A 24,535-nucleotide genomic window follows, 5' to 3' on the forward strand; every position below is an offset into this window, starting at 1 on the left:
GTGCCGCGTGGTGAGCATCGGCTGGATGGGGCGGCGGCTCGGGGAATCCGGGCCGTCGCCCTCGCGCGTGGTCTTGGGCAAGCCGCGCCGCTATACTCCGCCCCATGTCTGGCTTCGTCCCGTCTTGCTGGTCACTGGGTGCCTCGCTCCTCCTGCTCGTGGCCTGCACCGCCCAGCCGCCGGCAGATGACGAGGGGGCCGACGCGTCGACCTCGACGACGGCGAGCACGGTGCCTCCGACGACCGGGCCGGGCGACACGACCACCACGGCACCTCCGCCCGACGGCACCGGCACCACGGCCGCGGATCCGACCACGAGCGGCACCACCACCGGCGACGACCCCACGATGGGGCCGCCGATCTTCGACGTCAACGAGCTGCCCGATGCGCCCATGTTCGACATGGGGTGCCGCAAGGTCGACTTCCTGTTCGTGATCGACAACTCGGGCAGCATGAGCGCCCAGCAGGCTCAGCTCCTGGCCAGCTTCAACGGCTTCATCACCGCGATCCAGGCCTCGCTGGACGACACCGTCGACAGCTACCACGTGGGCGTCATCACCAGCGACAACTACTCGTACAATCAGCCCGGGTGCACCACGATCGGCGATCTGGTCACCCAGACCCAGAACGGGGGCAACTGCGCCCCGTTTGCCGAGGGCCACCGCTTCGCCACCGAGCAGGACGACCTGCTGGCCAAGTTCCCCTGCATGGCCAACGTGGGGGCCTCGGGCAGCCCGATCGAGCAGCCGGTGACCGCCACCATCGCGTCCTTCGATCCCTCCAAGACGGGCGTGGGCGATTGCAACTACGGGTTCTTGCGCGACGACGCGATCCTGGTGCTGGTCATCGTGACCGACGATCCGCCCTACGACTTCGACGTGGACGACGCCCACCCCACCAACGCCGGCAACGTGGCGTCTTGGCACGACCAGGTGATCGCGGCCAAGAACGACGACCCGGAGGCGTTGGTGGTGATCGGGTTCATCCCGTGGATGAACCTGACCTGCGTGTTCGGTGGCGACAGCCCCAACCTCATCGATTTCGTCGACTCGTTCGGCGAGCAGGGGGTGATGGCCAGCATCTGCGAGCCCGACTTCGGGCCGGTGTTCGCCGACACGGTGGAGACGATCGTGACCACCTGCGAGAACTTCGATCCGCCGGCGTGAGCCCGGGGCAGCGGTCGCGCTCGTCGCCGCTGGGCCCCCCTGGGGATGCGTCGACCAGTCGATCGGTCACGGGCTCGAATATGGCGGGGAGCGTCGTTCGGTGTGCCTCTGCTCGCAAAGGGGAGTCGTTGGTTCAGCGATCGCGGCGATGGAGACCCAAATCGAGCCGCGCTCGATCCTGGTCATCGGTGGCGTGCGCGCGCTAGGATGCGGCTCGGAGAACGAGTCATGGGTCTGTTCGGTCGCAAGAATGAAGAGCCTGCACCCAAGCCGGAGCTTGCGTCCAAGCCGGAGCCGGTGATGAGCCCGGAGCCGGCTCCGCAGCCCAAGATCCAGGTGGCCGCGCCCGCGCCGGCCCCCGTGCGCGCACCCGCGCCGCCGCCCTCGCCCGAGTTCGGGATCCAAAAGGCGATGGAGCTGATGCGCAAGCTGCCCGCCGACAACACGCCGCTGGTGGTGCAGGTGGTGCGCGCGACGCTGGAGTCCACCAACGTGGACGTGACCTCCATCATCTCCGACGCCAAGGACAAGCGGCGACGCATCGAGGCGCGCATCGAGAACCTCAGGCACGAGATCGTCGAATTCGAGGAGGAAATCTCGGCGCGACGGCAGGAGATCAGCGCGCTCGAGGCCGATGAGGCCGAGACCAAGAACGTTCAGGAGCGCCTCGAGATGGCGATGGGCTCCGAGGACGATCCGTTCAAGGCGTCGTAGCACCCGCCCTCGCTACGGCACCCCGCGCTCGCAGCTCGAGATCCGCTCGAACACCGCCCACGGCTCGCCCCCTCGGGCGCGCAGGCGGGCGGCGAGCCGTCGGTTGTCGAGGGCCCGAACGAGGCGCTCGTAGGGAGCGGATTGCTGCCGCAGATCCCACAGGCGCTGGCCGAGCAGCTCGGCGTGATCGCGAGCCGCACGGTAGTCGGCGTAGCTGCTGGAGCCTCGGAGGTGCGCCTCGATCGCGTCGCGCTGCGTCTGCAGCACGCGCGGGTGATCGGGATGCCAGGGGTCGTCGAGCACGGGCCAGCGCGCGAGCAGGTCGGCGGCGGCCTGGCGGTAGGTCGCGTCCTCGAGCAGTCCCGCGTCGTCGAGGGCGCGCAGCGTGGCCTCGATGTCGTCGTCGAAGCGCTGCAGCTCGAGGCGCGCGGAGTCCTCGTTGCCGCGAATGCCCAGCCGGGCGGCGAGCGCCTCGATCACGGCGTCTTCCTCGGGCAGCTCGGCCGGCAGCTCGGGACCCTCGCTGGGCGCGGCGAAGCGAAGCCAGCGCTCGGCGGTCGACGTGGGCACGTCGGCGGATGCCGAAGCGATGCGCGCCCGCGTGTGGGCCTCGAGCAGGGACACGCGGCCGTCGTGATCGAGGTCGAGCGTCGAGGTGGGGAGCGGCTCACCACGGCGATCTCGGCCGTGCAGGGCCTGCAACAGGTGCAGGCCGTAGCCGTCGTGGGTGGCGCGATCGGGGTTGGGATCGCAGCCGGTGGCCTCGAGATCCCACGGCGCGGAGAACAGGCCGCAGCGGTCGTTGGGGCTGGCGCCCTGGGCCTGGTCGGCGCCGCGGAACACCAGCTCGGCAAAGCCACCCGAGAAGCACGTGGTGACCACCAGCCTGACCGGGCGCGGGCTCTCGTCGAGGCGAGCGGCGAGGTCGATGACCGACAGCTCCGACTCGGCCCACAGCGAGACGGTGTTGTGCTGCGGCTGGTCGCCGAGGTTGCCGTGGCCTCCGAGGTAGATCAGCAGCGGCTCGGGGCCACCGGCGAGCGCGTGGTCGAGGGCCTGGGTCACGGTCTGCGCGGTGGCGGGCTCGGCGGTGGTCAGACGCGAGGGGCGGTAGGCGAGGTCTCGGCCGCCGCGGGGAGAGAACAGCTCGCCGAGGGCGATCGGCACCGGATCGACGGCGGGCTCGTCGGGGCGAGCGGGGGCGAGCACCTGCACGGTGGCGGTGCCCGGGCCCGAGCCGAACAGCACGCGGCCACCGGGGCCGAGCACCTCGGCCGCGAGCGCGAGGTCTTGCTCGAGCGAGACCTGGTTCAGCTCGGGCACGGGTCCGCTGGCGGCCGCGATGTAGCGCGGGGTGGTGCCGGGATCGAACGCGGGGATCGGGATCGGCGGCTCGGCGGGCAGGGGACGCTCGGGCACGGGGGGAGTCGCGGTGGGGGTGGCGGCCGGCGAGGGCGAGGCACCCGGCCCCGGCGCCTCGGCGGCCGGGGGCGCGTCGCGAGGGGGCGCGCCGCAGCCCACGATCGCACCGCCGCTGGCCGCGGTGAGGCCGAGGAAGGCGAGGATCGATCGGCGACGCACCGGGCCCGAGCCTACTTCATCTGCTTGGCACCCTCGTGACGGGAGACGCGCTGGCGTAGGGGGCGTAGAAGAGGGTGAGGGACATTGGTGACGGTTCTGCGCGCGGTCGAGGCTTGGTTGGAGTCGTCGAGGCGGTCACGGCGGGGGAGCGCGGTCCAAGCGCAACCGGGCGTGCGCTTGCTGGCGCGAGCGCGTGCGGGATCGAGCGCGGTGGCGCTCGACTTTTGCGACCCGGCTTGTAATTCTCGGGCCGGTTCCTTCAGGGGGGATGGCAGCATGCGTCGACTTCGATTGGTGACTGGTCTTTCGCTCGTGGTCGCCTGCAATGGCGGTGGCGAGGGGCGCGACGAAGGGGGCGATGGCAGCAACGGGGTGCTGTCGATCACCGCGTCGTCGACCGCGGGAGACGACGAGCAGGGCACCGAGGGGCAGAGCGGCACCCAGGGCACGAGCAACGGCTCGAGCAACAGCCAGGGCAGCCTCGACGACGGCAGCGGCGACGCCAGCGATCCCAAGTTCGACGTGGGCTCGCCCGACGGCGGCCTCTCTTGTGGAGGTGGGCTCGGGGGAGGCGACGGCACGCACTCGTACATCTGGATCGCCAACAGCCCGCAGGGCACGGTGTCGAAGATCAACACCCAGTCGATGATCGAGGAGGGGCGCTACATCGTGCGTCCCGACGCGGCGGGCAGCCCCTCGCGGACCTCGGTGGCGCTCTCCGGCAACGTCGGCGTGGCCAATCGCGTGGGCGGCGTGACCAAGATCTACGTCAACCCCGACGACTGCCAGGAGAGCAACGGAGTCCCCGGGATCCAGACCTCGACCGACGCCAACTACCTGCCGTGGGGCCAGGAGGAGTGCATCGCCTGGTACACCCCGCTGGCCTACAGCTCCAACCGCCCCATGGCGTGGGCGCAGGGCGAGCTCAACGAGAACACCTGCGAGTACGAGAACGAGAAGCTGTGGACGGCCGGGGCCAACGGCGGCGGCACCACCCAGGTGCTCCTGCTCGACGGCGAGACCGGCATCCAGGAGGCGCTGGTCAACATCCCGGAGATCGCCAGCTCGATCGGCCTCTACGGCGGTGCGGTCGACGGTGACGGGCACTTCTGGGGCATCGAGACGGGCGGTCCGCGGCTGGTGCGGGTGGATCGGCAGACCTTCACCTATCAGGTGTGGAGCGGTCCGGGGGTGGCGAGCTACGGCATCGCGGTCGACTCGGTGGGCCGGCCGTGGTTCTGTGCCGGCGGCGGGGCCTCGCGCTTCGACCCCATTGCGCAGACCTGGCAGACGCTGCCGAGCCCCGGAGGCAACCAGTGGGGCGGCTGCATGACCGACGGCGCGGGCACGCTGTGGCACTGCCGCCAGCAGGACTCGATGCTCGTGGGCATCGACACCGAGTCGCTCACGGTGGTGCAGCAGATCCAGCTGCCGGCGTACTCGCACGGGATCAGCGTCGACTTCGACGGCTACGTGTGGGCGGTGGGCTTCACCAGCACCAACGCCTATCGCGTCGATCCGGTGACGGGCACGATCGACACCTTCTCCGGGCTGGTCGGGGCGTATACGTACAGCGACATGACGGGGTTCGGTCTGAGCTCGGCGGGCACGCCCAGCGGCTGAGCGGGGGTCGCTCGTGCTCAGGGCTCGGGCTCGGGCTCGGGCGGTTGCACGACGATCGTCCCGAGGTCGAGCGCCTGGCCCGGCGCGAGCGTCAGCTCGTGCATGCCGAGCGCCGCGGAGCCGGCTTGGCCTCGGCGATCGCGACGGAACTTGATCCAGGCCCGGCCCGGGCCGATCCCTTCCGCGGAGAAGCGGCCATCGTCGTCGGTCTGCTGCGCGTCGCCGAGCAGCGCGTCGAGCCGGCGCTCGTGGATCTGGCGACGGCCGCTGTCGCTCCCGACCACGAACGAGACCCCCGCCAGGGGCGTGCCATCGGGGGCGACCGCGATGCCCTCGATCGAGCCCCACGCGCCGATCTCCAGGGTGACGCGAGACGCCTCGCCGGAGACCACGGTAACCGTTTCGGAGGCCGCTCCTTCGTCGGTGCTCACCGCGACGCGCCACTGCGCGGCGCCGAGCCGCGGCAGGGTGAAGGTGCCGTCGCGCGAGATCACGCTGCGCCCGCTGCCGATGAGTCCGTAGTCGAGCTGGAAGTGGGTCACGGGGGCGCCCGCGTGGGTGACCTTGCCCTCGATGGCGCCGAGCGCCTCGAGGGTGAGGCTCACCGTGGAGCCGATGGCCACGTCCTCGGCCGTGCCGCGGGTGTTGGCATCGGGGCCTCGCGCGTGCAAATCGTAGGGCCGGTCGGCGAGGCCCTCGAGCACGAAGCGTCCGTCGGCCTGGGTGAGGGTGGTGGGAGGATCGTCGAGCTCCGACGGCTTGCCGCGGCCGTCATCGGCGACGGCGACGACCCACGCATCGGCGAGCGGCTCGCCGTCGGGGCCGAGGATCATGCCCTCGATGCGCCCGTGCGGCAGCTCGGCCCGGAGCTCGAGGTCGTCCACGTTGCGGCCAGCGATGGTTTCGACGGTGGTGGGGCTCCGACCCAGCAGCGCGATCGGCTGATGACGGGCGTCGTCGAGCCGTAGCGCGTGCCGGCCCGGCTCCACCCCGAACACGACGAAGGTGCCGTCGGCGGCGCTCACGGCTTCCCCGGCGATCGTGGGTCGGCGCAAGCGCTTGGGCCGCGACGGATCGGCCTCGTCCTCCAGCCGTAGGGTCACTCCCGCCAGAGGGTGCCCCTCGGCATCGAGCACCACGCCACTCACGTGCGAGCGCGGCACGAGCCCGATCGCGACGTTCTGCAGGCCCTGCGGCGTCACGTCGACGTCGAGCCGACCGTGGCTGCCGTCGTCGATCTCCGCCACCACCGTCCACTCGCCCGGAGGCACGCCGTGGATGATGAACGAGCCGTCCTCGGCCACGGGCGCGATCGCATTCTGGAGCTTGGCGGACTGGAGCAGGACCTCGAAGCCGCCGTGCTCCACTCGCCCGCGCACGCGCACCGTGCCAGGGCCGGGCGGCTCCACGCGACCCGTCACCACCACCCCCTGCTCGAGCTCGAACAGCGCGTCGGTGACGTTGGCATCGGTGATGCTCAGACGATGCTCGAGGCCGGTGGGGATGACCCCGCCCCCTTCGAACAGCATCACGTAGCTGCCAGGGAGCAGGCCGGGGAGCTCGAAGTGGCCATCGGACTCGGTGCGCGCGAAGTGATGCTGGTCGGTGCCCTCGGACAACAGCGAGATGAGAACGCCGCCGAGCCCGTGCGAGGGATCGTCCTTGGTGACGACGAAGCCCGAAGCATCGAACGCGGGGTCGACGGGGACCTCGATGCCCGTGACCTCTTCGCCGAGCTCCACGTGCACGGTGGCCGCGGCCGCGGTGGCCAGGCCGGGGGCGGCGGCGTAGAGGGCGTACTCGGCGGGAGCGAGGGGGCGCAGGAGAAAGCGCCCCTGCGCGTCGCTGACCGCGGTTTGGTGGCGCTCGGACGCACCGTGGATGCTGGCGTTGCCCAGTCGCCTCGACATGCCGAAGGTGACCACCGCATCCGGCACGGGCGTGCCGGTGCCACGCTCGACCACGCGCCCGTGGATCTCGGCGCCGGGGATCAGCTCGAAGTCGACGCGTCCCGGCCCGTGGTCGACCCGAACGGAGCGGGTCTGCGCGGTGTAGTCGTCGCCGCCTGCTTCGAGCACCCAGCCGCCATCGGGGAGCGACAGTGCATAGTGTCCCTCCGCGTCGGTGAGCGTGCCGACGGGCGAGGTCCGGTCGTCGCTGGTTCGGCTCGTGTAGGCCTGCACGAGCGAACGCTCGACCGGTCCGCCGCCGATGTCGACCACGGTGCCCTCGACCACGTTGCCACCCGGCACGAGCCGCAGCTCGAGCTCTTCGGTGGCACCCGGCCGTAGCTCGAGCCCGGTGTGGCGAGCCGGCAGGCGACCGAGCGCGGCGGCGGTGACCGAGTAGTGCCCGGCCGGCAGCCCCGACAGCGAGAGCGAGAAGCGACCATCGGCCGCGGTGAGCAGGCGCGCCGCGACGGTGGGGGCGAGGGGCCCTTGCTCGGTGATCATCACCAGCGCGCCCGCCACGGGCTCTGCGGTGTCGGCCAGGAGCACGCGCCCCGAGACGGTGGTCGGGGCGTGATCGATCCGCGTGCGCTCGGCTCGCTCGGTCTGCTCGAGGTCGACGATGGCCGTTCGCGTGGCCGCGGGATCCTCGGCTGCGCTCGTGGCCTGGGGGGCACGCTCATCGGTGCCCTCGTGCGTGGCCAACCAGATCCCCACCCCCGTCGAGATTGCGACGACGGCAATTGCGATCTTCACTCCCACGGCTGACATCACGAGTGCTCTCCATCCGGTGGAGGTGGAGCCGGAGGCGAGCGGGGAGGGGATCAGGAGCACGGCCGGGGCCCACGCCCGGCGATCCCCACCCCACCGCTCGTCGAGGCTCCGCCGCACCCGAGCCGTGGCGCGGCTCAGGCGGGATCGAACCGTGGATGCCGGCAGTCCCATGCGCTCGGCCAGCTCGGGGGCGAGGCACTCGTCGCAGTAGCGCGCCAGCAAGAGCGCGCGGTCGCTCTCGTCGAGCTCGTCGAGAGCTTCGCGCACCGTCGACAGCACGCGGTGCCGGTGGAGCTCGAGCTCGGCCTCGAGCTCGGTGGGCTGGCCGGACGCATGGGCGTGGGCCTCGCGCTGGCGTCGCCGCGCCTCGCTGCGCCGCTGCATCCGCTCGCGATTGCGGAGCACGCCCAGCAGCCATGCCCTCGGCGAGCGTGCCGGCGTGCCGGCGGCCTGCTCGGCCGCCAGCCAGGTCTCCTGCACGAGATCGTCGGCCTCGTCGGAGCTCCGCGCCAGTCGGCCAGCGAGCGCCCGCAGCCAGCGTAGGTCGTCGGGACTCAGGGCGTTGGGTGAGCACGCACCGGAGCGCTTGGGGTCGGTCGGCATCGTTGGTTCGTCCCCCCGTTGCCGCAGGGGCCCCAAGTGTCCCGCGTCTTCGTTCGATTGTTCTCGTGACGTGCCTGCGCGCTCTTCGCAACGCCTCGAGCGAGGGATGACGCCGTTCGTCGGCCAGCCCGGGGACTTCGGATCCCCGTCACGGCTCCTGCCGCACCTCCGCCACCCCCTCCGGGTCGTCCTCGAGCAGGGTGTCGAACGCGTCGCCCAGCCGGGGCTGGCACTGGAGCGTCTCGCCGAGCGCGGCCGCCGTGGTGGTGTCGATGATGCTCCACGCCCACGGATCGGACAGCCGGTCGGGGTCGCACTGGACGCGCGGCTCGAGCTGCTCCGCCCCGCAGACCCCCACCTCTACCAGCACCTCGATCGCGCTCTGGCCCCGACCGTTGCGGAGCTCGCAGATCTCGGTGAACGAGAGGTGCCCGGCGTCGCGGATGCCCACCAGCCGCTTGGGCGAGGGCGACGACGAGAAGCCCTCGCCCTGGGTCTCGTAGCTCACGATGGAATCGGCGGTGCCGCCCAGGATCAAGGTCGAGCGCAGGGCCTTGCCGGCCTCCACGCCCGCCGCGGCCATGGGGACGAGCACCTGCGCCAGGTTGCCCAGCGATGCCAACGCAGAGCCGCCCTCCGCGTGCCCCACGACCGCGATGCGCTCGGCATCGATGCTGCCGTGGAGGAACGCCAGCGCGCCGTCGCGCACCATGGCGGACCCGCGGACGGCCAGGATCATGCGCACCGCGTCGGACCGCGCGTCGTGGGCGATCGGGGCGCCGTTGCAGGCCGACGCCAGCGCATCCTCGAGCCGAAGCCCCGGCAGATCGGCCGCCAGCACGATGAAGCCCCGGCTGGCCCAGTGGGTCACTTGAGGCAGCGACTGCGTCCGAAATCCACCCTCGCCGTGGAGGAACACCACCACCGGGTAGGGACCATGGGCGAGGTCGGGCACGAGGTCGCGGTGGCAGTTGCAGATCTGCCACGGCGAGTCGAAGTCGGAGATGAGACTGGCATCGTCGGGGTGGAGGTACTGCCGCAGGTCGTAGGACTCGGGCTCGTAGTGCACGGGCAGCAGCTCCTTCTGGGCGGGGTACCAGACCTCCACGGTCGAGCTGCCGATCTCGACCGTGCGCACGCCCACCCGCCAGGGTCCACGATCCCCCGGGTCGAACGACACGGGCCGCAGGTGCGCGTACTTGCAGCCGAGGTCGTAGACGGAGTCGTCGGCGAAGCAGCCCGGCAGGCTCGCGGTCATGGCCAGCGCCAGCGCGCCGATCAGCGCGCGAACGATGGGACACGAAACGGGGTGACCCGGGGCAACTGCTTGCTTGGGGGTCTTGGTGGGCATGACGCTCGCTCCTTGGACGGCACTCCGCGATCGCGACGGCGTGCCACCAAGGGCCGCCGCTCGCGAGCACGGCGTGTCGCATCCACGCCTTCGTCTTCGATCGTAGCCCGCGGCCGGTCGCGCCCCTCGTGCCGCGGCCGGTCACTGCCGTGGTCGGGCCGCGCGCTGGAGCGAAGGGACGTTCGGGCTCGCGGGGCCCCGGATTCGAGTCGGGCGGGCAATTCGGTGGCGGCCCGGCTCGGCCGACCCATGGGCCGCGGCGCCGTAGCCGAGCCCCGGGCGCAGCGCTCGTGGCGACGGGAGGCGGACGCGCGACGATCGGGCCGGGCTGCTCAACCTTCGACCGGTCGCAGACCGAGCTGCGTGGCGACCTCGCTCGGCACCCGACCTCGCTGGCGCAGCTTGTGGCACAGCCCGCGGGTCATCGACAGCAGGAACTTGGCCGCACCCGTGCCCTGGTTGGCCACCAGGGTCTTGAGGCTGCGCTCGCTCAGCGCGAGCACCCGGGCTCCGTCGTGGCCGGCCAGCACGTCGCTCATGCGCTCGCCATCGGTGAAGAACGCGACCTCACCGAGGATCTCCCCCGGCGCGGTGAGCTCCACGATCACCTTGCCCTCGTCGCGCACCACCAGCGTCCCCGTGAGCAGCACGTAGAGGGTGCGCGAGACGTGGCCCTTGCGGATCAGCATGGCCCCGGGATCGCAGTCGAGCGCATGACCGTTGTCGAGCAGGGTCTCCAGCTCCTCGTCGGTGAGCCCACCGAGCCGCTGGGCCAGCTCGACGCGGGCCACCGCCAGCTCGATCGTCTCGAAGAAGCGCGTGCGTCCCTCGGCCTCGCTGATCACCTTCTGACTGCTTCGGATCGCCTCGCGCAGCCGGCGGGGGAGCTCGTCGTCCTTGGGGTAGCGGTCGATCACCGAGGCCAGCGGCGAGTCGATGCGGCGCACGTGCTCCTTGTCGCCGAGCACGTAGGCCACGCGCACGAGCGTCCCGTTGATCGGGTGCTCGCACAGGCCGTAGGGGCGAAAGCCCAGCCGCAGCCAGGCATTGACCAGGTGCGGCTCGCACTCGCCCACCATCAGCTCGAACCCGCGGTCGATGGCCTGCTCGAAGGCCCGAGCGATGATCATCACGGGCAGCATCCCGCCGCGGTGCGCCGCTCGAACCAGCATGCGCGAGCCGACCAGGATGGTTCGCTCGTCGACCACCCCGGCGAAGGTGTCGAGGTCGAAGGTGTGGCGGGTCTCCTCGTCGAAGCGCCCGTCGGGGCCGTGGACGAACCGTCCCGTGCCCACGACCTCGTCGCCGACTCGCGCGATCCAGATCGCGGCGTGGTCGTCCATGGCGTCGCGAAGCCAGCGGCGCTCGTGGTCCGCCACGTCGCCGAACAGGCCCTGCTCTTGCACGTAGAGCTCGTAGCGCAGGTGGAAGACGGCGGCGCGATCGTCCTCGGTGAGCGCAGGTCGAATGTCGTAGCGGTGCATCGCGAACTACCTCCAGTAGGGCTTGTCGAGCCAGGAAAAGCCGTGCGCGCGTCCGAAGTCCCAGTGATCGATCTCGCGCTCGTGCTGGGGCTGCTCGTCCCGACGCAGCTGGATCCACACCGTCTCGCCCTCGCGGCGCACGTAGCCGGTGCGTCGCTGCCAGTCGTGCTCGGACCACGACTCGAGCTCCTCGCGAACGATGGGGTGCAGGCGCTCGTCGTTCCACAGCACCCAGCCGCCATCGGGCCGGGCCTGCGCCCGCTCGCCGGGGGCGAAGCGCTCGATCACGGGCTCACCATCGGGGCCGCGCAGGGTCAGCAGCAGCCGGTCGCCGTCGAGCTGCGGCACCACGTCGGGGCGCGGGTAGTAGACGAGCCTCCCGGCATCGTCGCGGTCGCGGGCCATCATGCAGCCGGCGTCGACCTCGGCGGCACCATAGCCCTGCAGGACCACCACCCGCTCGACCCGCTCGGCGAGCAGGCCGAGCAGCATTCGCTCGAGCGATCGCGGCATCACGTAGCCGCCGACCATCAGCAGCAGCGGATCGGGAAGCGCTCGATCGGCCCGTACGTGCTGCAGCAGGGCATCGGCGAGGAACAGCGGCTGTGCGCACAGGGCCGCCGGGTGGTTGGCGAGCTTGGCCAGCTGCAGCGCGCGCGACATCACCCGGGGGCTCAGGTAGGTGTCGACCGCGATCCCCGAGCTCACCGCGCCGATGGAGGCCGGATAGGCGTTGATGATCATGGGGGGACGCGCGGCGACGAGCTCGCCCAGCTCGGGCCAGCGCGCGACGGCGGCTCCCAGCAGGCCCGGGCGCTGACGCACCTTGCGGTAGCCCAGCGGGCCCATCTGCGTGCTTCCGGCCGAGTAGGACAGCACGTCACCCGGCTCGAGCACGGGCGCCTGGTCGTTGGAGATCGATCCCTGGCTCACCGGCCGATGATACCGCGGTGCGACCATGGTGGGAGCGAGGACGCGGGTGCTTCGGGGTGGGCTCCTTGCCATGCGTGCAGCTCGGGCCAGCGCTCGTCGTCGGGGCGGAGGATCGTGCGGTAGGCCTCGAGCGCCTCGCGAGCGAGCATGACGGCGCGCATCGGCTCGCGGAGCTCGAGCGCTCGGGCCAGCGCGAAGCGAGTGTCGGCGAGCTGCACGGGAGGCACGTCGGCGGTCTGGATCAAGCCGAGCGCGCGCTCGAGCGAAGCCACGGCGTCCTCGGGGCGGTTCAGGGCCAGGCGGGCCTGCCCCAGGCCCAGCAGCGGCTCGGCCACGCCGGGGTGCTCGGGTCCCAGCCCGCGGTCGAAGCCCGCGATCGCGGCCTCGAATTCGGGCTCGGCCTCCGCGGGTCGGCCCGCCTGCAGCAGCACCTGGGCGATCGCATCGTGCCCGCCCGCCACCTGCGGATGGCTCGGTCCTCGGCTGCGCTCGGCGATCGTGGTGGCCCGGCGCATGTGATCCAGCGCGGCCTCGTGCCGACCCTGGGCCGACAGCACGAACCCCAGGTTGCCCAGCGGCGCCGCCATGCGCGGGTGGTCGGGCCCAAAGGTCTCGCCATAGCGATCGATCACCGCCTCGAGCCGCGCCCGGGCGCGATCCATGTCGCCTCGTCGTAGATCCACCCCCGCCAGCCGCGCCCACACCTGGGCCACGCGCACGTCGTGCTCGCCGTGGAGCTCCCTTCGCAGCGCCTCGGCCTCGGTCCAGTGCTCGAGGGTGGCGTCGTCGTCCCCCGATCGAAACGCCACCTCGCCCAGCTCGAGCCGCGCATGGGCCCGGAGCCCGCGGTCGCCTCCGAGGGCCTCGGTCGCGGCCAGGGCCAGCCCGCCGAAGAAGCGCCCCTGCGCCGCGTCGTGCTGGTGGGTGCCGACCACGCGCGTCAGCTCGATCCACGCTTCGGTCTCGGCCCGCGCATCGCCCAGGCTGCGGGCCAAGCGAGCCGCGCGCTGCAGGGCTTGCTGGGCGCCGCCGAAGTCTCCGGCGTCGTCGCGCAGCACGCCCAGCGCGAGGTGGAGCGCCGCACTGGTCCTCGGGTCGAGCCCGGCTTCGATCTCGCGCACCAGAGCCTCGGCTCGATCGAGCGCCTCGCCTCCGCGACCCATCCGCCGCAGCGCATCGATCTCGGCCAGCCGGGCCCGGGTGCGGCGGGCCAGGGCGTCGTCGTGGGGAGCCTGGCTCGCGGCTCCTCGCGGGAGCGCCTGCCGGCATGCATCGGGATCGGGCAGCCCCATCACCAGCTCGGTCACGTGCTCGACCACCCCGGGGCTCGGCTCGCGCAGCGCGTGCACCGTGGCGGCCAGCGCTTGCCGAGCGTCGTCGAGGCATGTCATGCGCGCATCGAGGGCCTCGTGCGATTGCTCGCCGCGGCTCCAGGTGGCCTCGCAGACCTCGCGGTGGGCGGTGACCCATCGGGCGGACCAGGCGTCGAGCTCGGTGACCGCGGTCTGGGCGGCCTTGGCCGCATAGGGCAGGGCGACCTCGCCAAGCCCGGTCTCGATCGGATCGCGGATCTCACCGTTCCATGTCTGGGCCAGCGCGTCCTCCGAGCCCTCGCAGGGAGCACGCTCGGCTCGGCTCGAGCGGGCGATGCCCACGAGCGCGACGGTGGTCAGCACGGTCACCGCAGCGACGGCGGCCAGCGTGTGGCGACGGCTCGTGGGCTCGAGCTGCGCCAGCAGCTCGTCCATGGTCGAGAACCGGCGTTGCGGATCCACGGCCAGGCCTCGCGCCAGCACCCGGCGCAGCCGCGGGGGGATCGGCTGCGGCAGCCCTGGCGGAGGCTCGAGGTCGATCTTGGCCTCGTGCTTGCTCGCGGCCAGGCTCGCCACGTCGGCTCCGGTGAACGGGCGGCGGCCGTAGAGTCCCTCGTAGAGGGTCACGCAGAACGCATACTGATCGGCGCGTGCATCGACGGGCCGGCCCGAGTGCTGCTCGGGGGCCATGTAGATCGGGGTGCCCACCCGGGTTCCCTGCTCGGTGAGCGCGGGGTCGAGGGTCGCGTCGACGGCCGGCTCCGGGCCCATGCCTCCCGTGTCGGCGGTGGCGGTGACGTCGGGTCGCGCCAGACCGAAGTCGGTCACGGCCACCCGACCCTCGCGACCCAGCAGCACGTTGGCCGGCTTGAAGTCGCGATGCACCACCCCCACGCGATGGGCCGCGGCCAGACCACGGCCCGCGCCCATCATGCGCGCGACCACCTCGGGCCACGGATGGGGTCCTGCGGCCAGCCACGTGGAGAGGTCCTCGCCCTCGAGCAGCTCCATCGCGATGAACAGCCCCGCCTCGTCCTCGCCCACGTCGTAGATCGTGACCACGTGGGGATCGGACAGCCGCGCCAGCGTCTGCGCCTCGCGACGCAGCCGCGCATGCGCGGGCGAGTCGGCCGGGACGCCGCCGCTGCGCAGCCGCTTGAGCGCCAGCGGACGATCGAGCTCCGGATCGTAGGCGCGATACACGATGCCCATGCCTCCGCGACCCAGCTCGCCGAGCACCAGGTAGCGGCCCACGCGAGCGCCGCGTGGGAGCGGGGCGTCGCCTGGCTTGCCGGGATCGACCGACCAGCCGCGGGTGCGATCGGTGATCAGCGTGGGGTCCTGGGTGCCCACCGCGATCGAGGGTGCGGTACGGAAGGTCGAGTCGTCGAGGCCCCGCGCACACGACGGCCTTGCGCACGTCCCGTTGCCCCCATGAGCCAAATTCCGCCCAATTGGCCGGAGAAGCGGGCCAACGGGCTGCAACCGCTGTTAGACTCCCGGGCGCGTCCCGCCGATGGCCGATCCGGACAAGCCCCAAGGACCTCGCCGCTCCATCCATGCCGAGGTTCCCAGCACCATCCCCGTCTCCTCCCGCGTCGAGCCCCAGGGGCGTCGCTTGCTCGTGATCGCAGGCGATCGCGTCAGCTCGCACCCCTTGCCGCAGTCCGGCCCCTTCAAGCTCGGCCGTGGCGAGGAGGTCGATCTTCGCGTCGACGACCCCTCGGTCTCCCGCGATCACGCGTGCCTCTACTTCAACCGCAACCAGATCCACGTCAGCGACTCGGGCAGCTCCAACGGCACCCGAGTGCGGGGAAGGCGCCTCAAGGGCAACGAGCGGGTCCCCATCTCGGCGGGTGAGACCTTCGAGGCCGGCTCGGTGTTGTTGATGGTGCAGGATCCGTTCGGGGCCGAGGCCAGCAAGGCCATCGTGTCGCGGGCCGGGGCGAGCACCGACGACATCGTGATCCAGGATCGGGCCATGGCCAGCCTCTACCAGCTGGCCGAGCGGGTGGCTCGCAGCACGATCAACGTGCTGCTGCTCGGCGAGACCGGCGTGGGCAAGGACGTGCTCGCTCGCAAGATCCACGCGATGTCGCCGCGCGCCGACAAGCCGTTCTTGCCGCTCAACTGCGGGGCGCTCACCGAGCAGCTGCTCGAGAGCGAGCTGTTCGGCCACGAGAAGGGCGCGTTCACGGGCGCGGTGGAGACCAAGATCGGCCTGCTCGAGGCGGCCAACGAGGGCACCGTGTTCCTCGACGAGGTGGGCGAGCTGCCGATGTCGGTCCAGGTCAAGCTGCTGCGCGTGCTCGAGGAGCGGGCGGTGCGGCGCGTGGGCGGCCTGCGCTCCAAGCCCTTCGACATTCGCTTCCTCGCGGCCACCAACCGCGACCTCAACCAGGCCATCGCCGACGGCGACTTTCGCTCGGATCTGTTCTATCGGCTCAACGGGATCTCGCTGGTGATCCCGCCGCTGCGGCAGCGGGTGGGGGAGATCGAGGGGCTCGCGCACAAGTTCATCGAGGACGCGAGCAAGCGGGCCGGGCAGGATCGAGCGCCTCGGCTCAGCGACGAGGCGCTCGCGTGGCTGCGGGCCCACGACTGGCCCGGCAACATTCGCGAGCTGCAGAACACGATCGAGCGGGCGGTGCTCTTGTGCACCGGAGAGCTGATCACGCTCGAGCAGCTTCCGGTGAGGATGGCCGCCGTGGGCAACACGCCCGCGGCCGGGGGCACCGGTGGGTTCGGGGTGGTGCAGGCCGGGGGCGGCGAGGACGACGACCCCGAGCGGCGGCGGATCCTCGACGCGCTCGAGCACTGCGCCGGCAACCAGACCCGGGCCGCCAAGCTGCTCGGGATCTCGCGCAATACGCTGCTGGCGCGGCTGGATCAGTACGGGATCGCGCGACCGCGCAAGCGATGAGCGGGGCGTGGTCGCTGCGAGGCGGTCGGGGGTAGAATGAAAGTGTGAGCGCTTCGATGCATGGGCCGCTCGCCCTCGTGCTCGCCGCGGGCGTCGTAATCGCCTGCGATGCCAAGCCGCCGTCGCGCGACAGCGTCGACGGCTGGCCGCCGGGTCAGCCGGTGCAGGTGGGCTCGTGTTCGTTCGTCCTCAATCGCGCGCACCTGTGGCACTCGACCCAGTGGCAGCTCGAGGTAGACGTCACCTCCGAGAACGTGGGGGCCGAGGCCGTGCACTGCGGCGCGGCCGTACGGGCGACGACCGATCTCGACGTGCTGACCGAGGTGGGCAAGGGCGGAGGCAAGCGCCAGCCCGGGGTCAGCGAGAAGTTCACGCTGCGTGCACGCGAGGCCGACCTCACCGGCATGTCCACCGGCCCGGCCGAGGGCGCGTGGGTCTACGTGGAGCTGTCGCAGGGCCGCTGGCCAATGGCCGACACGGTCGGCGTGCACGTCAGCCCCGAGCGCGTACGACCGCCGTAGGCGGCGTGCATGGCGGTCGAGCGGGTCGCGGCCGCGGCCACACCCACGCCAGCACCAGCGCGGGCGCTCCCGCCAGCGCCACGAAGCTCGCCAGCCGCAGCACCAGGAACCCCGCCGCCGCGATCACCGTGCCCCACCCACCGCCGCCGGCCAGCAGGGCTCCCGCCACACCGTGGTCGACCATCGCCCTCGCGCCGAGCGTGCTCATCAGGCCGCCGAGCACCACGAACCCGATGAGCCACCACCATCGCCGGCCCAACCGGACGCCATGCCTCATGACCCCGCGCTCCATTCCCCGGCCGGCCGCGCGGTGAGCAATGCGAACATCAGCGCATCGCCCAGCGGCCCGCCCAGCGCAAAGCTACGCATTCCCTCGTGATCCACCGGTGCGCCGAACAGATACGCGGTGGACCACAGTCGCTCGAACGTCTCCCGATCCCCGTGGATCCGACTCCCCGCCAGCGAGAAGCCCGTGGCGGAGATGCTCACGCCCATGATCACCGGGCCCGAGTCGATGTCGCCCCGGCCCTCGATCCCCGGCGGGTACTCCCGCATTGCGCCAAAGCCCAGCAGCTCGCGCTGCATGTGCGTGCGCATGGCCTCGTAGAGCGAGCTGGACTGCGCCGCGTCACCAAACGACAGGAAGTACACCGCCAAGCCAGTGCCCGAGCCGCGAGGGCCGTCGACCACCTCGCCGCGGGGCGACACCGCCTGCACGAGCAAGCCCGTCGCCGAGTCGCGCAGCGAGGGCAGGCGCTCGGCCCAAGCCTCCAGCACCTGCCGATGATCGACTCCGGTCACGCGCTGGTGCAGGGCCAGGGCGCCGATGATCGATGCATTGTCGACCGGGTAGATCTCGCCGGGGTAGGTCTGCACGAGCCCGATGGGGCTCGTGCGCAGCGCCTGATCCAGGTGGGCCATCACGCGCTCGTGGAGTTCTGCATACGATCCCTCGGGCTCGAGCACGCGGTGCACCGAGAGCACCAGCCCCAGGTAGCCGAGGTAGGCGGCGTGCGCTCGATCCGTGCCGAGGTCGTCGAGCGGATCGCGACCCCATGCCGCGCGGTCGAACGCGCGGACCTGCGGGGTCAGCAGCCGCTCGATGCACGCCTCCATCGCGCGCACCTGCTCGTCGCGCAGCCGTGGATGCGCCCGCGCCAGCTGGGCGTGCCCGAGCGCGGCCATCATCGAGGTCCCGAACAGCCACTCCCCGTCGAAGCGCTCGCTGCCCGTCATCGAGTCGGTGGCGCTCAGCCTGGCCTCGTGCCAACGCTCGGACCTCCGCGCCATGGCGAGCCCGAGCGCGGGGTCGTCGTCGAGCAACGCGCTGGCCTCGCGTCCGCAAAAGGCCGAGGGCAACCACCGCAGCGACACCGCGAGCACGGCCACGACCAGCAACAGACGAAGGCGACGCATCGACGTCCTCAGGGTTGGCGACCCGGCACGCGTGGGCAAGGGCCACCGCAGTGGGTGGTCCACGAGCAGCCTGCGGACGGTCGCGATGCGACGGCGAGCGGTCGGGCGACCCGCCCGGGCGTTGGGCAACCTGCCCAATGGTCCGCGCACGCGGGCTCGGCCCCTCCGGGAATCGCCTTTGATCCTCCGGCCCCGAACCTGGCACGCGTCCTGCTAACGCCCCGGGGATGCGGTGGCTCGTGCTCCCGACCCTCTCGCTGGGGTTTGCCCTCTCCACGGCCTGTGACGCTCCGACTCCGATCGGGCGCCCGCACCCGACCCTGGGCGGAGGCGACGAGTCCGACACCGACGCGACCTCGGCCGGCGAAGGCGAGGGGAGCGACGCCGATGGAACCGGCGGCACCTTCGGAGATCCGGGCGGAGGCCCGGGCAATGACCACGGCGGCGACGATCGACCCGGCGATTCCCACGGTGACGATGCGCCGCCGGGCGACGACGGCCCCGACGACGGCGGTGGCCCCCCGGACGTGCAGTGCCCGTCCGATTGCTACTGCGAGCCATACGACGGCACGGCCGACATCGGCGACCTCGTGGCGTCGTTCAACGGCCAGAACTGGGTCGAGGTGATGATCGGCGTGCTCGAGCGTCGCTACCCCGCCGCGGCCGATCTGTTGATCGAGCAGCAAGACGACCCATGGTTCGGGGCGTTCACCGATACCAGCAGCTTTGGCGCCCTGATGGACTCCGTGATGACCGAGGTCCACGAGGGCACCCACGGCTGGGACTACGATCACGCGCTGGGCCAGCCCTACTTCGGCTACTGGCTGCGCGCCGATCTGGTGTTCGAGCCGCCCAAGATCGACGGCTTTGCGCGCTCCGAGCTCTACTCGATGCTGCCCGACGATGCGACCGCGCTCTACGCCGACACCTACCTGACCGGCACCCAGGGCACCTACGGCTGGTACGAGCTGCTCGACGAGCTGAACGCCTACATCAACGGCATGGGGGCGATCGCGGCCGTGGGCGAGCACATCCCCTGGGGGGTGTCGGGGCGCGACGGGGCGGTGGCCTTCCTCTACTACGTCGAGCTCTACCTTCGCCGCGCTCGCACGACGTACCCCGAGCTCTACGCCCAGCTGAAGGCCGAGCCCGAGTACGTGGACCTGGTGCGCACGCAGTGGCTGCGGACCCACTTCCTGCTCGAGCACGCCGATGCCCACCCCGACCTGGGGATCCACGATCAGGAGATCCGAGCCCACCTCTACGCGCCGGACAACCAGGCCGAGATCGAGATGTTCATCGGCCGGGCCGTGCAGGCCAGCAGCTGCCTGCCCTAGCCGGTGCCCTCGGCCGTCGCGTCGAGGTCGATCCCGCGGCGCGTCGGACGTGGTATCGTGCGGCTCGCCATGGGCAACGACGATCCCGATCGGGCGGCAATCCTCGCACGGCGTCAGCGGTTCATCGCGCTCGCACTCTCGGGCCTGGCCACCACGGCCTGCGACAAGCCCAACGACGGCTCCGAGTCACCCAAGGGGGTGCAAGGCGGCAAGGACGACGGCGCGCGCCCGCGGGCCTGCCTCGACGTGGCACCTCCCAACGACGAAGGGGCCGGCGAGGAGGGCTCGACCGGCAAGCCGATGCCGTGCCTCGAGGTCGCGCCGCCCGAGCCCCCGCCGGGAGAGGACGACGGCGCCGCGCCGCAGGCGTGCCTCAAGATCGCCGCGCCCGAGCCGGAACCCGAGCCCGACCCCAAGCCGCAGGCGTGCCTCAAGATCGCCGCACCCGAGCCGGAGCCGGAGCCCAAGCCCCAGCCGTGTCTTCGGGTCGCCGCGCCGGAGCCGAAGCCCGAGCCACGGCCGCACCCCTGCCTCAAGGTCGCCAAGCCCAAGGGCTCGTGAGGCTCGCGCCCACCCACGGCTTTTCCGAGCTGGTGTTCCACGTGCTGGCCCACGTGCCGCTTGGAGGCGCGGGGTGCTCGTACGATCCACGCTACCGAGCCTGGGCCCGGGCGCACATGCCCGAAGAGCCCGCGCAGTGGCTCGAGCAAGACGCCGCGGTGCTCGAGCGTGCGTGGGGCCAGGGGCGAGCGCCCGCGGCGGTGCACGCCTGGCCCGAGCTGCTCGAGTCCGTCGCCGAGCTGCAAGCGATCGCCACCGTCGAGCTCGGTGCGCTGCCCATCTCTCGCGTGCGCGCGCCATGGGTGCTGCAGCGGCTGCAGGCGGTCGGTGGGCCCGAGCTCGAGCTGCTCCACGCCACGCTGTGCGCCCAGGCACCGTGGCACGCGAGCTGGTACGGGCGAGTGCTGAGTGTGGCCCTCGCACGGGCCGCGGACCGGGTGCGACCCTGGATCGAGCGAGCGGCTTTGGTGCTGCCCTCGCTGGCCTCCACGCGCATCGAGCTGGCCTGGGCGCTGGGGTCGAGGGGACGGAGCTTCCCCGCTCGGATCGTGGTGGGGGCACCCGCGGAGTGGAACGAGATGGAGCCGGGCATGTCGGCGGTGCTCGCCCTGCACGAGCAGGCGGTGCGGGATGGCGGGCATGCGAGCTACGCACGCGCGGAGTGGGCCGCGCTCACTCGGCTCGCTGTGCGCATGGATGGTGCCCGTACCGAGCAGGTCGAGCTGGCCCGGCTGCACGCACGGTGGCTCGCTTCGCTCGAGCTGCGACCGCTGCTGGCCGAGCTTCGTGCGATGGGGGTCATCGGGCACGAGCACGAGCTCGCGCTGCACGAAGAGCGCGAGCGACGAGCAGCTCTCCTCGCGCATCTGCACCGCGAACCGTGCGGTCTTGGGCGATGATGCCGCGCGTTCACTTCAGTCGAGCACGGTCAGGCGCACCGGCGCTCGCTCGGGCTCGCGCGAGGGAACGGGCGCCTCGGCGAGCCCCGCCTCGGTCGCCGGCGGCGGTGCGCTACGAGCCGGTACGTAGCTGACCTCGTGCTCCCAGTGCTGCTCGAGCGATCCATCCTCTCGCAGGATCGTCCGGCACAGGCGCAGCACACCCTCGTGGCGCAGCGGTGCCACGATCACGGTGCCGGCAGCGAGCACGGCCCGCCACGCCGCCGGAATCTCCTCGAGCGCAAAGCCCACCGTGATCTTGCGCAGCGCCACGGCCCCGGGCGGCCAGGTGCTGGGGTCGAGGGCATCCCCCACCTCGCAGCGCACGTCCAGCGGCTCGAGCTCCACCCGAGCCTTGCGGACCAGCGCTGGATCGATCTCCACCGCCACCACCTCGCCCTCGTCGCCCACCAGCGCATGCAGCAACGCCGCGCCATAGCCCGTGCCCGCGCCGAGATCCAGCACGCCGTCACCGGCCGCCACCTCCAGCATCCGGTAGGCGGCCGCATAGGCATGCATCGCGCTCACCGTCGCCAGCCCGCTGCGGTCGAGCGCCACCGCCACGTCCTTGGTGCTGTCGTCGATCGCCTCCACCGGCACGAAGCGCTCGCGCGGCACGGACTCGATCGCATCGAGAATGAGATGCGTCGGCGGCAGCCCGGCCCGGTCGGCCACCGTGGCCCGCCGCGCGGCCCTTCGCTGCCGCGCCACCTCGGCCAGCGCTCCATGCCCCCGTCGCTCCCGCTCCGCGTGGGCGCGTCGCCCCAAGTACCCCTGCCACGCATAGTAGCGCTCGAGCGCGGGCATCCGCGACGCAGGCCGGGCGTAGGCCACCTGATCGCGGATCGCCCCCATGAAGTACCCTCGCGCGCTGCCGCGGTAGACGAACTTGCTCTCGACCTGCGCGAGGATCGGCGTGAGCAGCTCGTGCTGCAGCGCCTCGCGGCCCTTCCAGTCGAGCTCGGCGCTCGGGTCGACCCACTCCGAGAGGAACTCGGGATCGCCATCGTCCCACCAGTGGGGATGATGAAAGCGCGTACCGAAGCGCTGCTCGTAGTGGCCGCGATCGGCATCGATCGGCGAGCCCGGGTAGAGCCGAAACGGATCGACCGAGAGGAACCCGGTGGTCCCGCGCGGCTGCAAGAACAGCCGGCGCAGGTAGTCGGCGCTTCGCCGCAGCGTGTCCGGCGTCTCGCCGGGGTGCCCGCAGATCACGTTGGCCCCCCAGGGCACGTCGTGCTCGCGCGCACGCTCGGCGATGTGCTCCATGCGCTCGAGGTAGTCGTGCAGCCGCCCCGACTTGCGGATCGTGCCCAGTAGCTCGGGATCCCCCGACTCGAGCCCGAAGCCCAGGCCGCAATTGGCTGCGCCGAACAGGCGCAGGTCCTCGTCCTCGACCAGGTCGACCCGAATGAGCAGCCAGAACTTCTCCACCGGGATCCCGCGGCGAGCCAGGCCCTCGAGGAACTCTCGGCGCCAGCGCTTGCGCATGCCGAACAGCGCATCGCCGAAGTAGAGCGTCCACGTGCGCAGGTCGAGGAAGCGGTGCAGGCCCTCGATCTCCTCGAGTGCGCGCTCGACCGACAGCGGGCGCCACGAGACCTCGCGCTTGGCTCGCTCCATGCAAAATGCACAGTCGAACGGACAGCCGCGCGACAGGTACACCTGGGCCTGCGAGGCATGGCGTCGCGCCACCTTCTGATAGCGCTGCAAGAGCGACCAGTCCGAAGGCGGCAGCTCGTCGAGGTGATCGATCGCCTCGGGCCCCAGCACCGCCTTGCGCAACGGAGCGCCCCCGGCCACCGATTCCACCACGCGCAAGAGCGGCCGCTCGCCCTCGCCCACCACCACCACGTCGAACGGCGAGCCGTCCTCCACGTAGGGCAGGGGGCGAGCGCTCGGGTGATAGCCCCCCGCCACGATCACCGCATCAGGCCACTGCTCGCGGGCCATGCGGGCGATCGCCTCGCACAGCAGGTGGTCGAACGACGAGTACACCGACAGCGCGATCACGTCGTAGCCGCGGCCGTCGTCGCCCGCGAGGACCGCGGGCAGGGCGGTCCCCAGGCGGCGCTCGATCGCCAGGTCGCGGATCTCGACCGCCGCGCCCGCCCGGCGGAGGACCGTGCCCAGGAGGACCAGCTGGGGCACGCCGAAGTTGCCGGCCGCCGCCCCCTCGCTGCCGGGCCACAGCAGCAGCACCCGCACCGGCGCGCTCACGACACCACCGGGAGCGATGCACCGCCTCGGCGGCCGTCCTTGCGCTCGGCCCGGGGCCCATCCCGACGCTCGGCCGCCAGGCGCTGCGCCAAGGCATCGTCGACGTGCTGCGCCACGAATGGATCGAGCCCCCGCGGATCGCCCAGCACCGAGGCCGCCGCCGCGCCGCAGCCCCCCAGGCACGAGCGCCGATGGGGGCAGGGGGCGCAGAACTCCGGGGTCACGTCGCGATAGCGCCGCAGCGCCGGCGCATCGAGCAGCTCGCCGAACGGCTGCGTGCGTGCATCGCCGATCACCTCGGTATGCAGCGTGCACGAGCGCAGCTCGCCCCGCGGACCCAGGGCCAGCTCCTGCGCCTCGGTGCCGATCGGGCACCCGCCAAAGCGCACGTGCGGATAGTCGGCGTGGTCGATCACGCACGGCGGCACCGGCATCGTCACCTGGAGATCGAGCCCGTGCTCGGCTCCCCGGGCCTCGGCCTGCTCGAGCGCGTCGACCATGTCGCTGCGCGAGGGCAGCAGCTCCGCCACGTGGGCCGCCGCATAGCCGGCGGGCGAGAACCGCGACAGCGCGATCAAGGAGACCCCCAGCTCCACGAACAGATCGAGGATCTCCCCCACCCGCGCCGCGTTGCGCCGCGTGACCACGATGCAGCCGGCCACCGGGACCCCGTGCCGGCGCAGCGCCCGGATCCCCTCGATCGTGGCCTCGAAGTGCTCGCCGCCCACGTGCTCGGCGTGCAGCCCCGCCTCGGGTCCGTTGAGGGTGATCTGCACGCAGCGGATCGGGTAGGCGCGCAGCCGCTGCGCCAGGGCATCGTCGATGAGCCCACCGTTGGAGATGATCTGCACGTCGACCCCGTGCTCGCGACAGGCGTCGAGCACGTCGAACACGTCGGCGCGCGCGAAGGTCTCGCCGCCCGTCAGGGTCACGTGGTCGAGCTCGAGCTCGCGCAGCGCCTTCTCGACCAGCGACAGCAGCTCCGCATGCGGCAGCGCCCCCACCGTGCGCCCATTGTCCTCGCGCCACGCGTTGTAGCAGTAGCTGCAGCGCTGGTTGCAGTGGCTGGTGAGCTCGATGGCGATCGAGTGGACGCGACGGCGGGACACCGGTGCGAGTATCGCCCGC

Annotated in this window: 18 protein-coding genes; 8 read left to right on the forward strand and 10 right to left on the reverse strand. The window is 71.8% G+C overall.

What is annotated here, in order from left to right:
• Positions 1 to 104: 104 nt before the first annotated feature.
• Positions 105 to 1,166 carry a vWA domain-containing protein gene (locus OEB96_RS39550; RefSeq protein WP_266222093.1) on the forward strand — a complete coding sequence of 354 codons (1,062 nt, stop codon included), beginning with the start codon at positions 105 to 107 and terminating at the stop codon, positions 1,164 to 1,166.
• A gap of 228 nt (positions 1,167 to 1,394) precedes the next feature.
• A complete protein-coding gene (locus OEB96_RS39555; protein WP_266222094.1) occupies positions 1,395 to 1,880 on the forward strand; it encodes a coiled-coil domain-containing protein in 486 nt (161 codons plus the stop codon).
• A 12-nt stretch (positions 1,881 to 1,892) separates the two neighbouring features.
• On the opposite strand, the gene OEB96_RS39560 is transcribed toward OEB96_RS39555, so the two are convergent.
• Positions 1,893 to 3,461: a hypothetical protein gene (locus OEB96_RS39560; RefSeq protein WP_266222095.1), complete on the reverse strand. Its 1,569-nt coding sequence runs from the start codon at positions 3,459 to 3,461 to the stop codon at positions 1,893 to 1,895.
• Positions 3,462 to 3,737: 276 nt separating this feature from the next.
• Between OEB96_RS39560 and OEB96_RS39565 the strand changes: the two genes are divergently transcribed.
• The gene (locus OEB96_RS39565) at positions 3,738 to 5,084 is read left to right on the forward strand and encodes a Vgb family protein (RefSeq protein WP_266222096.1); all 1,347 of its coding nucleotides are present in this window, start codon (positions 3,738 to 3,740) and stop codon (positions 5,082 to 5,084) included.
• 17 nt (positions 5,085 to 5,101) lie between these two features.
• Here the strand turns inward: OEB96_RS39565 and OEB96_RS39570 are convergent, their stop codons facing one another.
• From OEB96_RS39570 to OEB96_RS39590, 5 genes are all read right to left on the reverse strand, one after another.
• On the reverse strand, positions 5,102 to 8,410 hold the full coding sequence (locus OEB96_RS39570) for a sigma-70 family RNA polymerase sigma factor (protein WP_266222097.1): 3,309 nt from the start codon (positions 8,408 to 8,410) through the stop codon (positions 5,102 to 5,104).
• A 148-nt stretch (positions 8,411 to 8,558) separates the two neighbouring features.
• Positions 8,559 to 9,761, reverse strand: coding sequence for an alpha/beta hydrolase (locus OEB96_RS39575; RefSeq protein WP_266222098.1), 1,203 nt, complete (start codon positions 9,759 to 9,761; stop codon positions 8,559 to 8,561).
• A gap of 332 nt (positions 9,762 to 10,093) precedes the next feature.
• A complete protein-coding gene (locus OEB96_RS39580) occupies positions 10,094 to 11,245 on the reverse strand; it encodes a cyclic nucleotide-binding domain-containing protein (RefSeq protein ID WP_266222099.1) in 1,152 nt (383 codons plus the stop codon).
• A 6-nt stretch (positions 11,246 to 11,251) separates the two neighbouring features.
• Positions 11,252 to 12,178, reverse strand: a complete 927-nt coding sequence (locus OEB96_RS39585; RefSeq protein WP_266222100.1) for a hypothetical protein — start codon at positions 12,176 to 12,178, stop codon at positions 11,252 to 11,254.
• Positions 12,175 to 14,844 carry a serine/threonine-protein kinase gene (locus OEB96_RS39590; protein ID WP_266222101.1) on the reverse strand — a complete coding sequence of 890 codons (2,670 nt, stop codon included), beginning with the start codon at positions 14,842 to 14,844 and terminating at the stop codon, positions 12,175 to 12,177. The genes OEB96_RS39585 and OEB96_RS39590 overlap by 4 nt, the downstream gene beginning before the upstream one ends.
• 163 nt (positions 14,845 to 15,007) lie before the next feature.
• Between OEB96_RS39590 and OEB96_RS39595 the strand changes: the two genes are divergently transcribed.
• A complete protein-coding gene (locus OEB96_RS39595; protein ID WP_266222102.1) occupies positions 15,008 to 16,414 on the forward strand; it encodes a sigma 54-interacting transcriptional regulator in 1,407 nt (468 codons plus the stop codon).
• Positions 16,415 to 16,458: 44 nt separating this feature from the next.
• Positions 16,459 to 16,935: a hypothetical protein gene (locus tag OEB96_RS39600; protein WP_266222103.1), complete on the forward strand. Its 477-nt coding sequence runs from the start codon at positions 16,459 to 16,461 to the stop codon at positions 16,933 to 16,935.
• Here the strand turns inward: OEB96_RS39600 and OEB96_RS39605 are convergent.
• Positions 16,907 to 17,212 (reverse strand): hypothetical protein, encoded by a 306-nt coding sequence (locus OEB96_RS39605; protein ID WP_266222104.1) that lies wholly within the window; start codon positions 17,210 to 17,212, stop codon positions 16,907 to 16,909. The genes OEB96_RS39600 and OEB96_RS39605 overlap by 29 nt on opposite strands.
• The gene (locus tag OEB96_RS39610; protein ID WP_266222105.1) at positions 17,209 to 18,351 is read right to left on the reverse strand and encodes a hypothetical protein; all 1,143 of its coding nucleotides are present in this window, start codon (positions 18,349 to 18,351) and stop codon (positions 17,209 to 17,211) included. Before OEB96_RS39610 ends, OEB96_RS39605 begins: the two co-directional genes overlap by 4 nt.
• Positions 18,352 to 18,590: 239 nt before the next feature.
• Here OEB96_RS39610 and OEB96_RS39615 point away from each other — a divergent pair, with 239 nt between their 5' ends.
• The 3 genes from OEB96_RS39615 (at position 18,591) to OEB96_RS39625 (ending at position 21,148) form a co-directional block, all read left to right on the forward strand.
• Positions 18,591 to 19,688 carry a hypothetical protein gene (locus OEB96_RS39615; protein ID WP_266222106.1) on the forward strand — a complete coding sequence of 366 codons (1,098 nt, stop codon included), beginning with the start codon at positions 18,591 to 18,593 and terminating at the stop codon, positions 19,686 to 19,688.
• Between the two features lie 69 nt (positions 19,689 to 19,757).
• Positions 19,758 to 20,249 (forward strand): hypothetical protein, encoded by a 492-nt coding sequence (locus OEB96_RS39620; protein ID WP_266222107.1) that lies wholly within the window; start codon positions 19,758 to 19,760, stop codon positions 20,247 to 20,249.
• Positions 20,246 to 21,148, forward strand: a complete 903-nt coding sequence (locus OEB96_RS39625; protein ID WP_266222108.1) for a hypothetical protein — start codon at positions 20,246 to 20,248, stop codon at positions 21,146 to 21,148. Before OEB96_RS39620 ends, OEB96_RS39625 begins: the two co-directional genes overlap by 4 nt.
• 15 nt (positions 21,149 to 21,163) lie before the next feature.
• On the opposite strand, the gene OEB96_RS39630 is transcribed toward OEB96_RS39625, so the two are convergent.
• Together OEB96_RS39630 and OEB96_RS39635 are read right to left on the reverse strand one after the other, a co-directional pair.
• The gene (locus OEB96_RS39630; protein ID WP_266222109.1) at positions 21,164 to 23,407 is read right to left on the reverse strand and encodes a B12-binding domain-containing radical SAM protein; all 2,244 of its coding nucleotides are present in this window, start codon (positions 23,405 to 23,407) and stop codon (positions 21,164 to 21,166) included.
• A complete protein-coding gene (locus OEB96_RS39635) occupies positions 23,404 to 24,516 on the reverse strand; it encodes a radical SAM/SPASM domain-containing protein (protein ID WP_266222110.1) in 1,113 nt (370 codons plus the stop codon). The genes OEB96_RS39630 and OEB96_RS39635 overlap by 4 nt, the downstream gene beginning before the upstream one ends.
• Between the last annotated feature and the right edge of the window lie 19 nt (positions 24,517 to 24,535).

It is taken from the genome of Paraliomyxa miuraensis (assembly GCF_026337845.1).
Lineage (GTDB): Bacteria > Myxococcota_A > Polyangia > Nannocystales > Nannocystaceae > Paraliomyxa > Paraliomyxa miuraensis.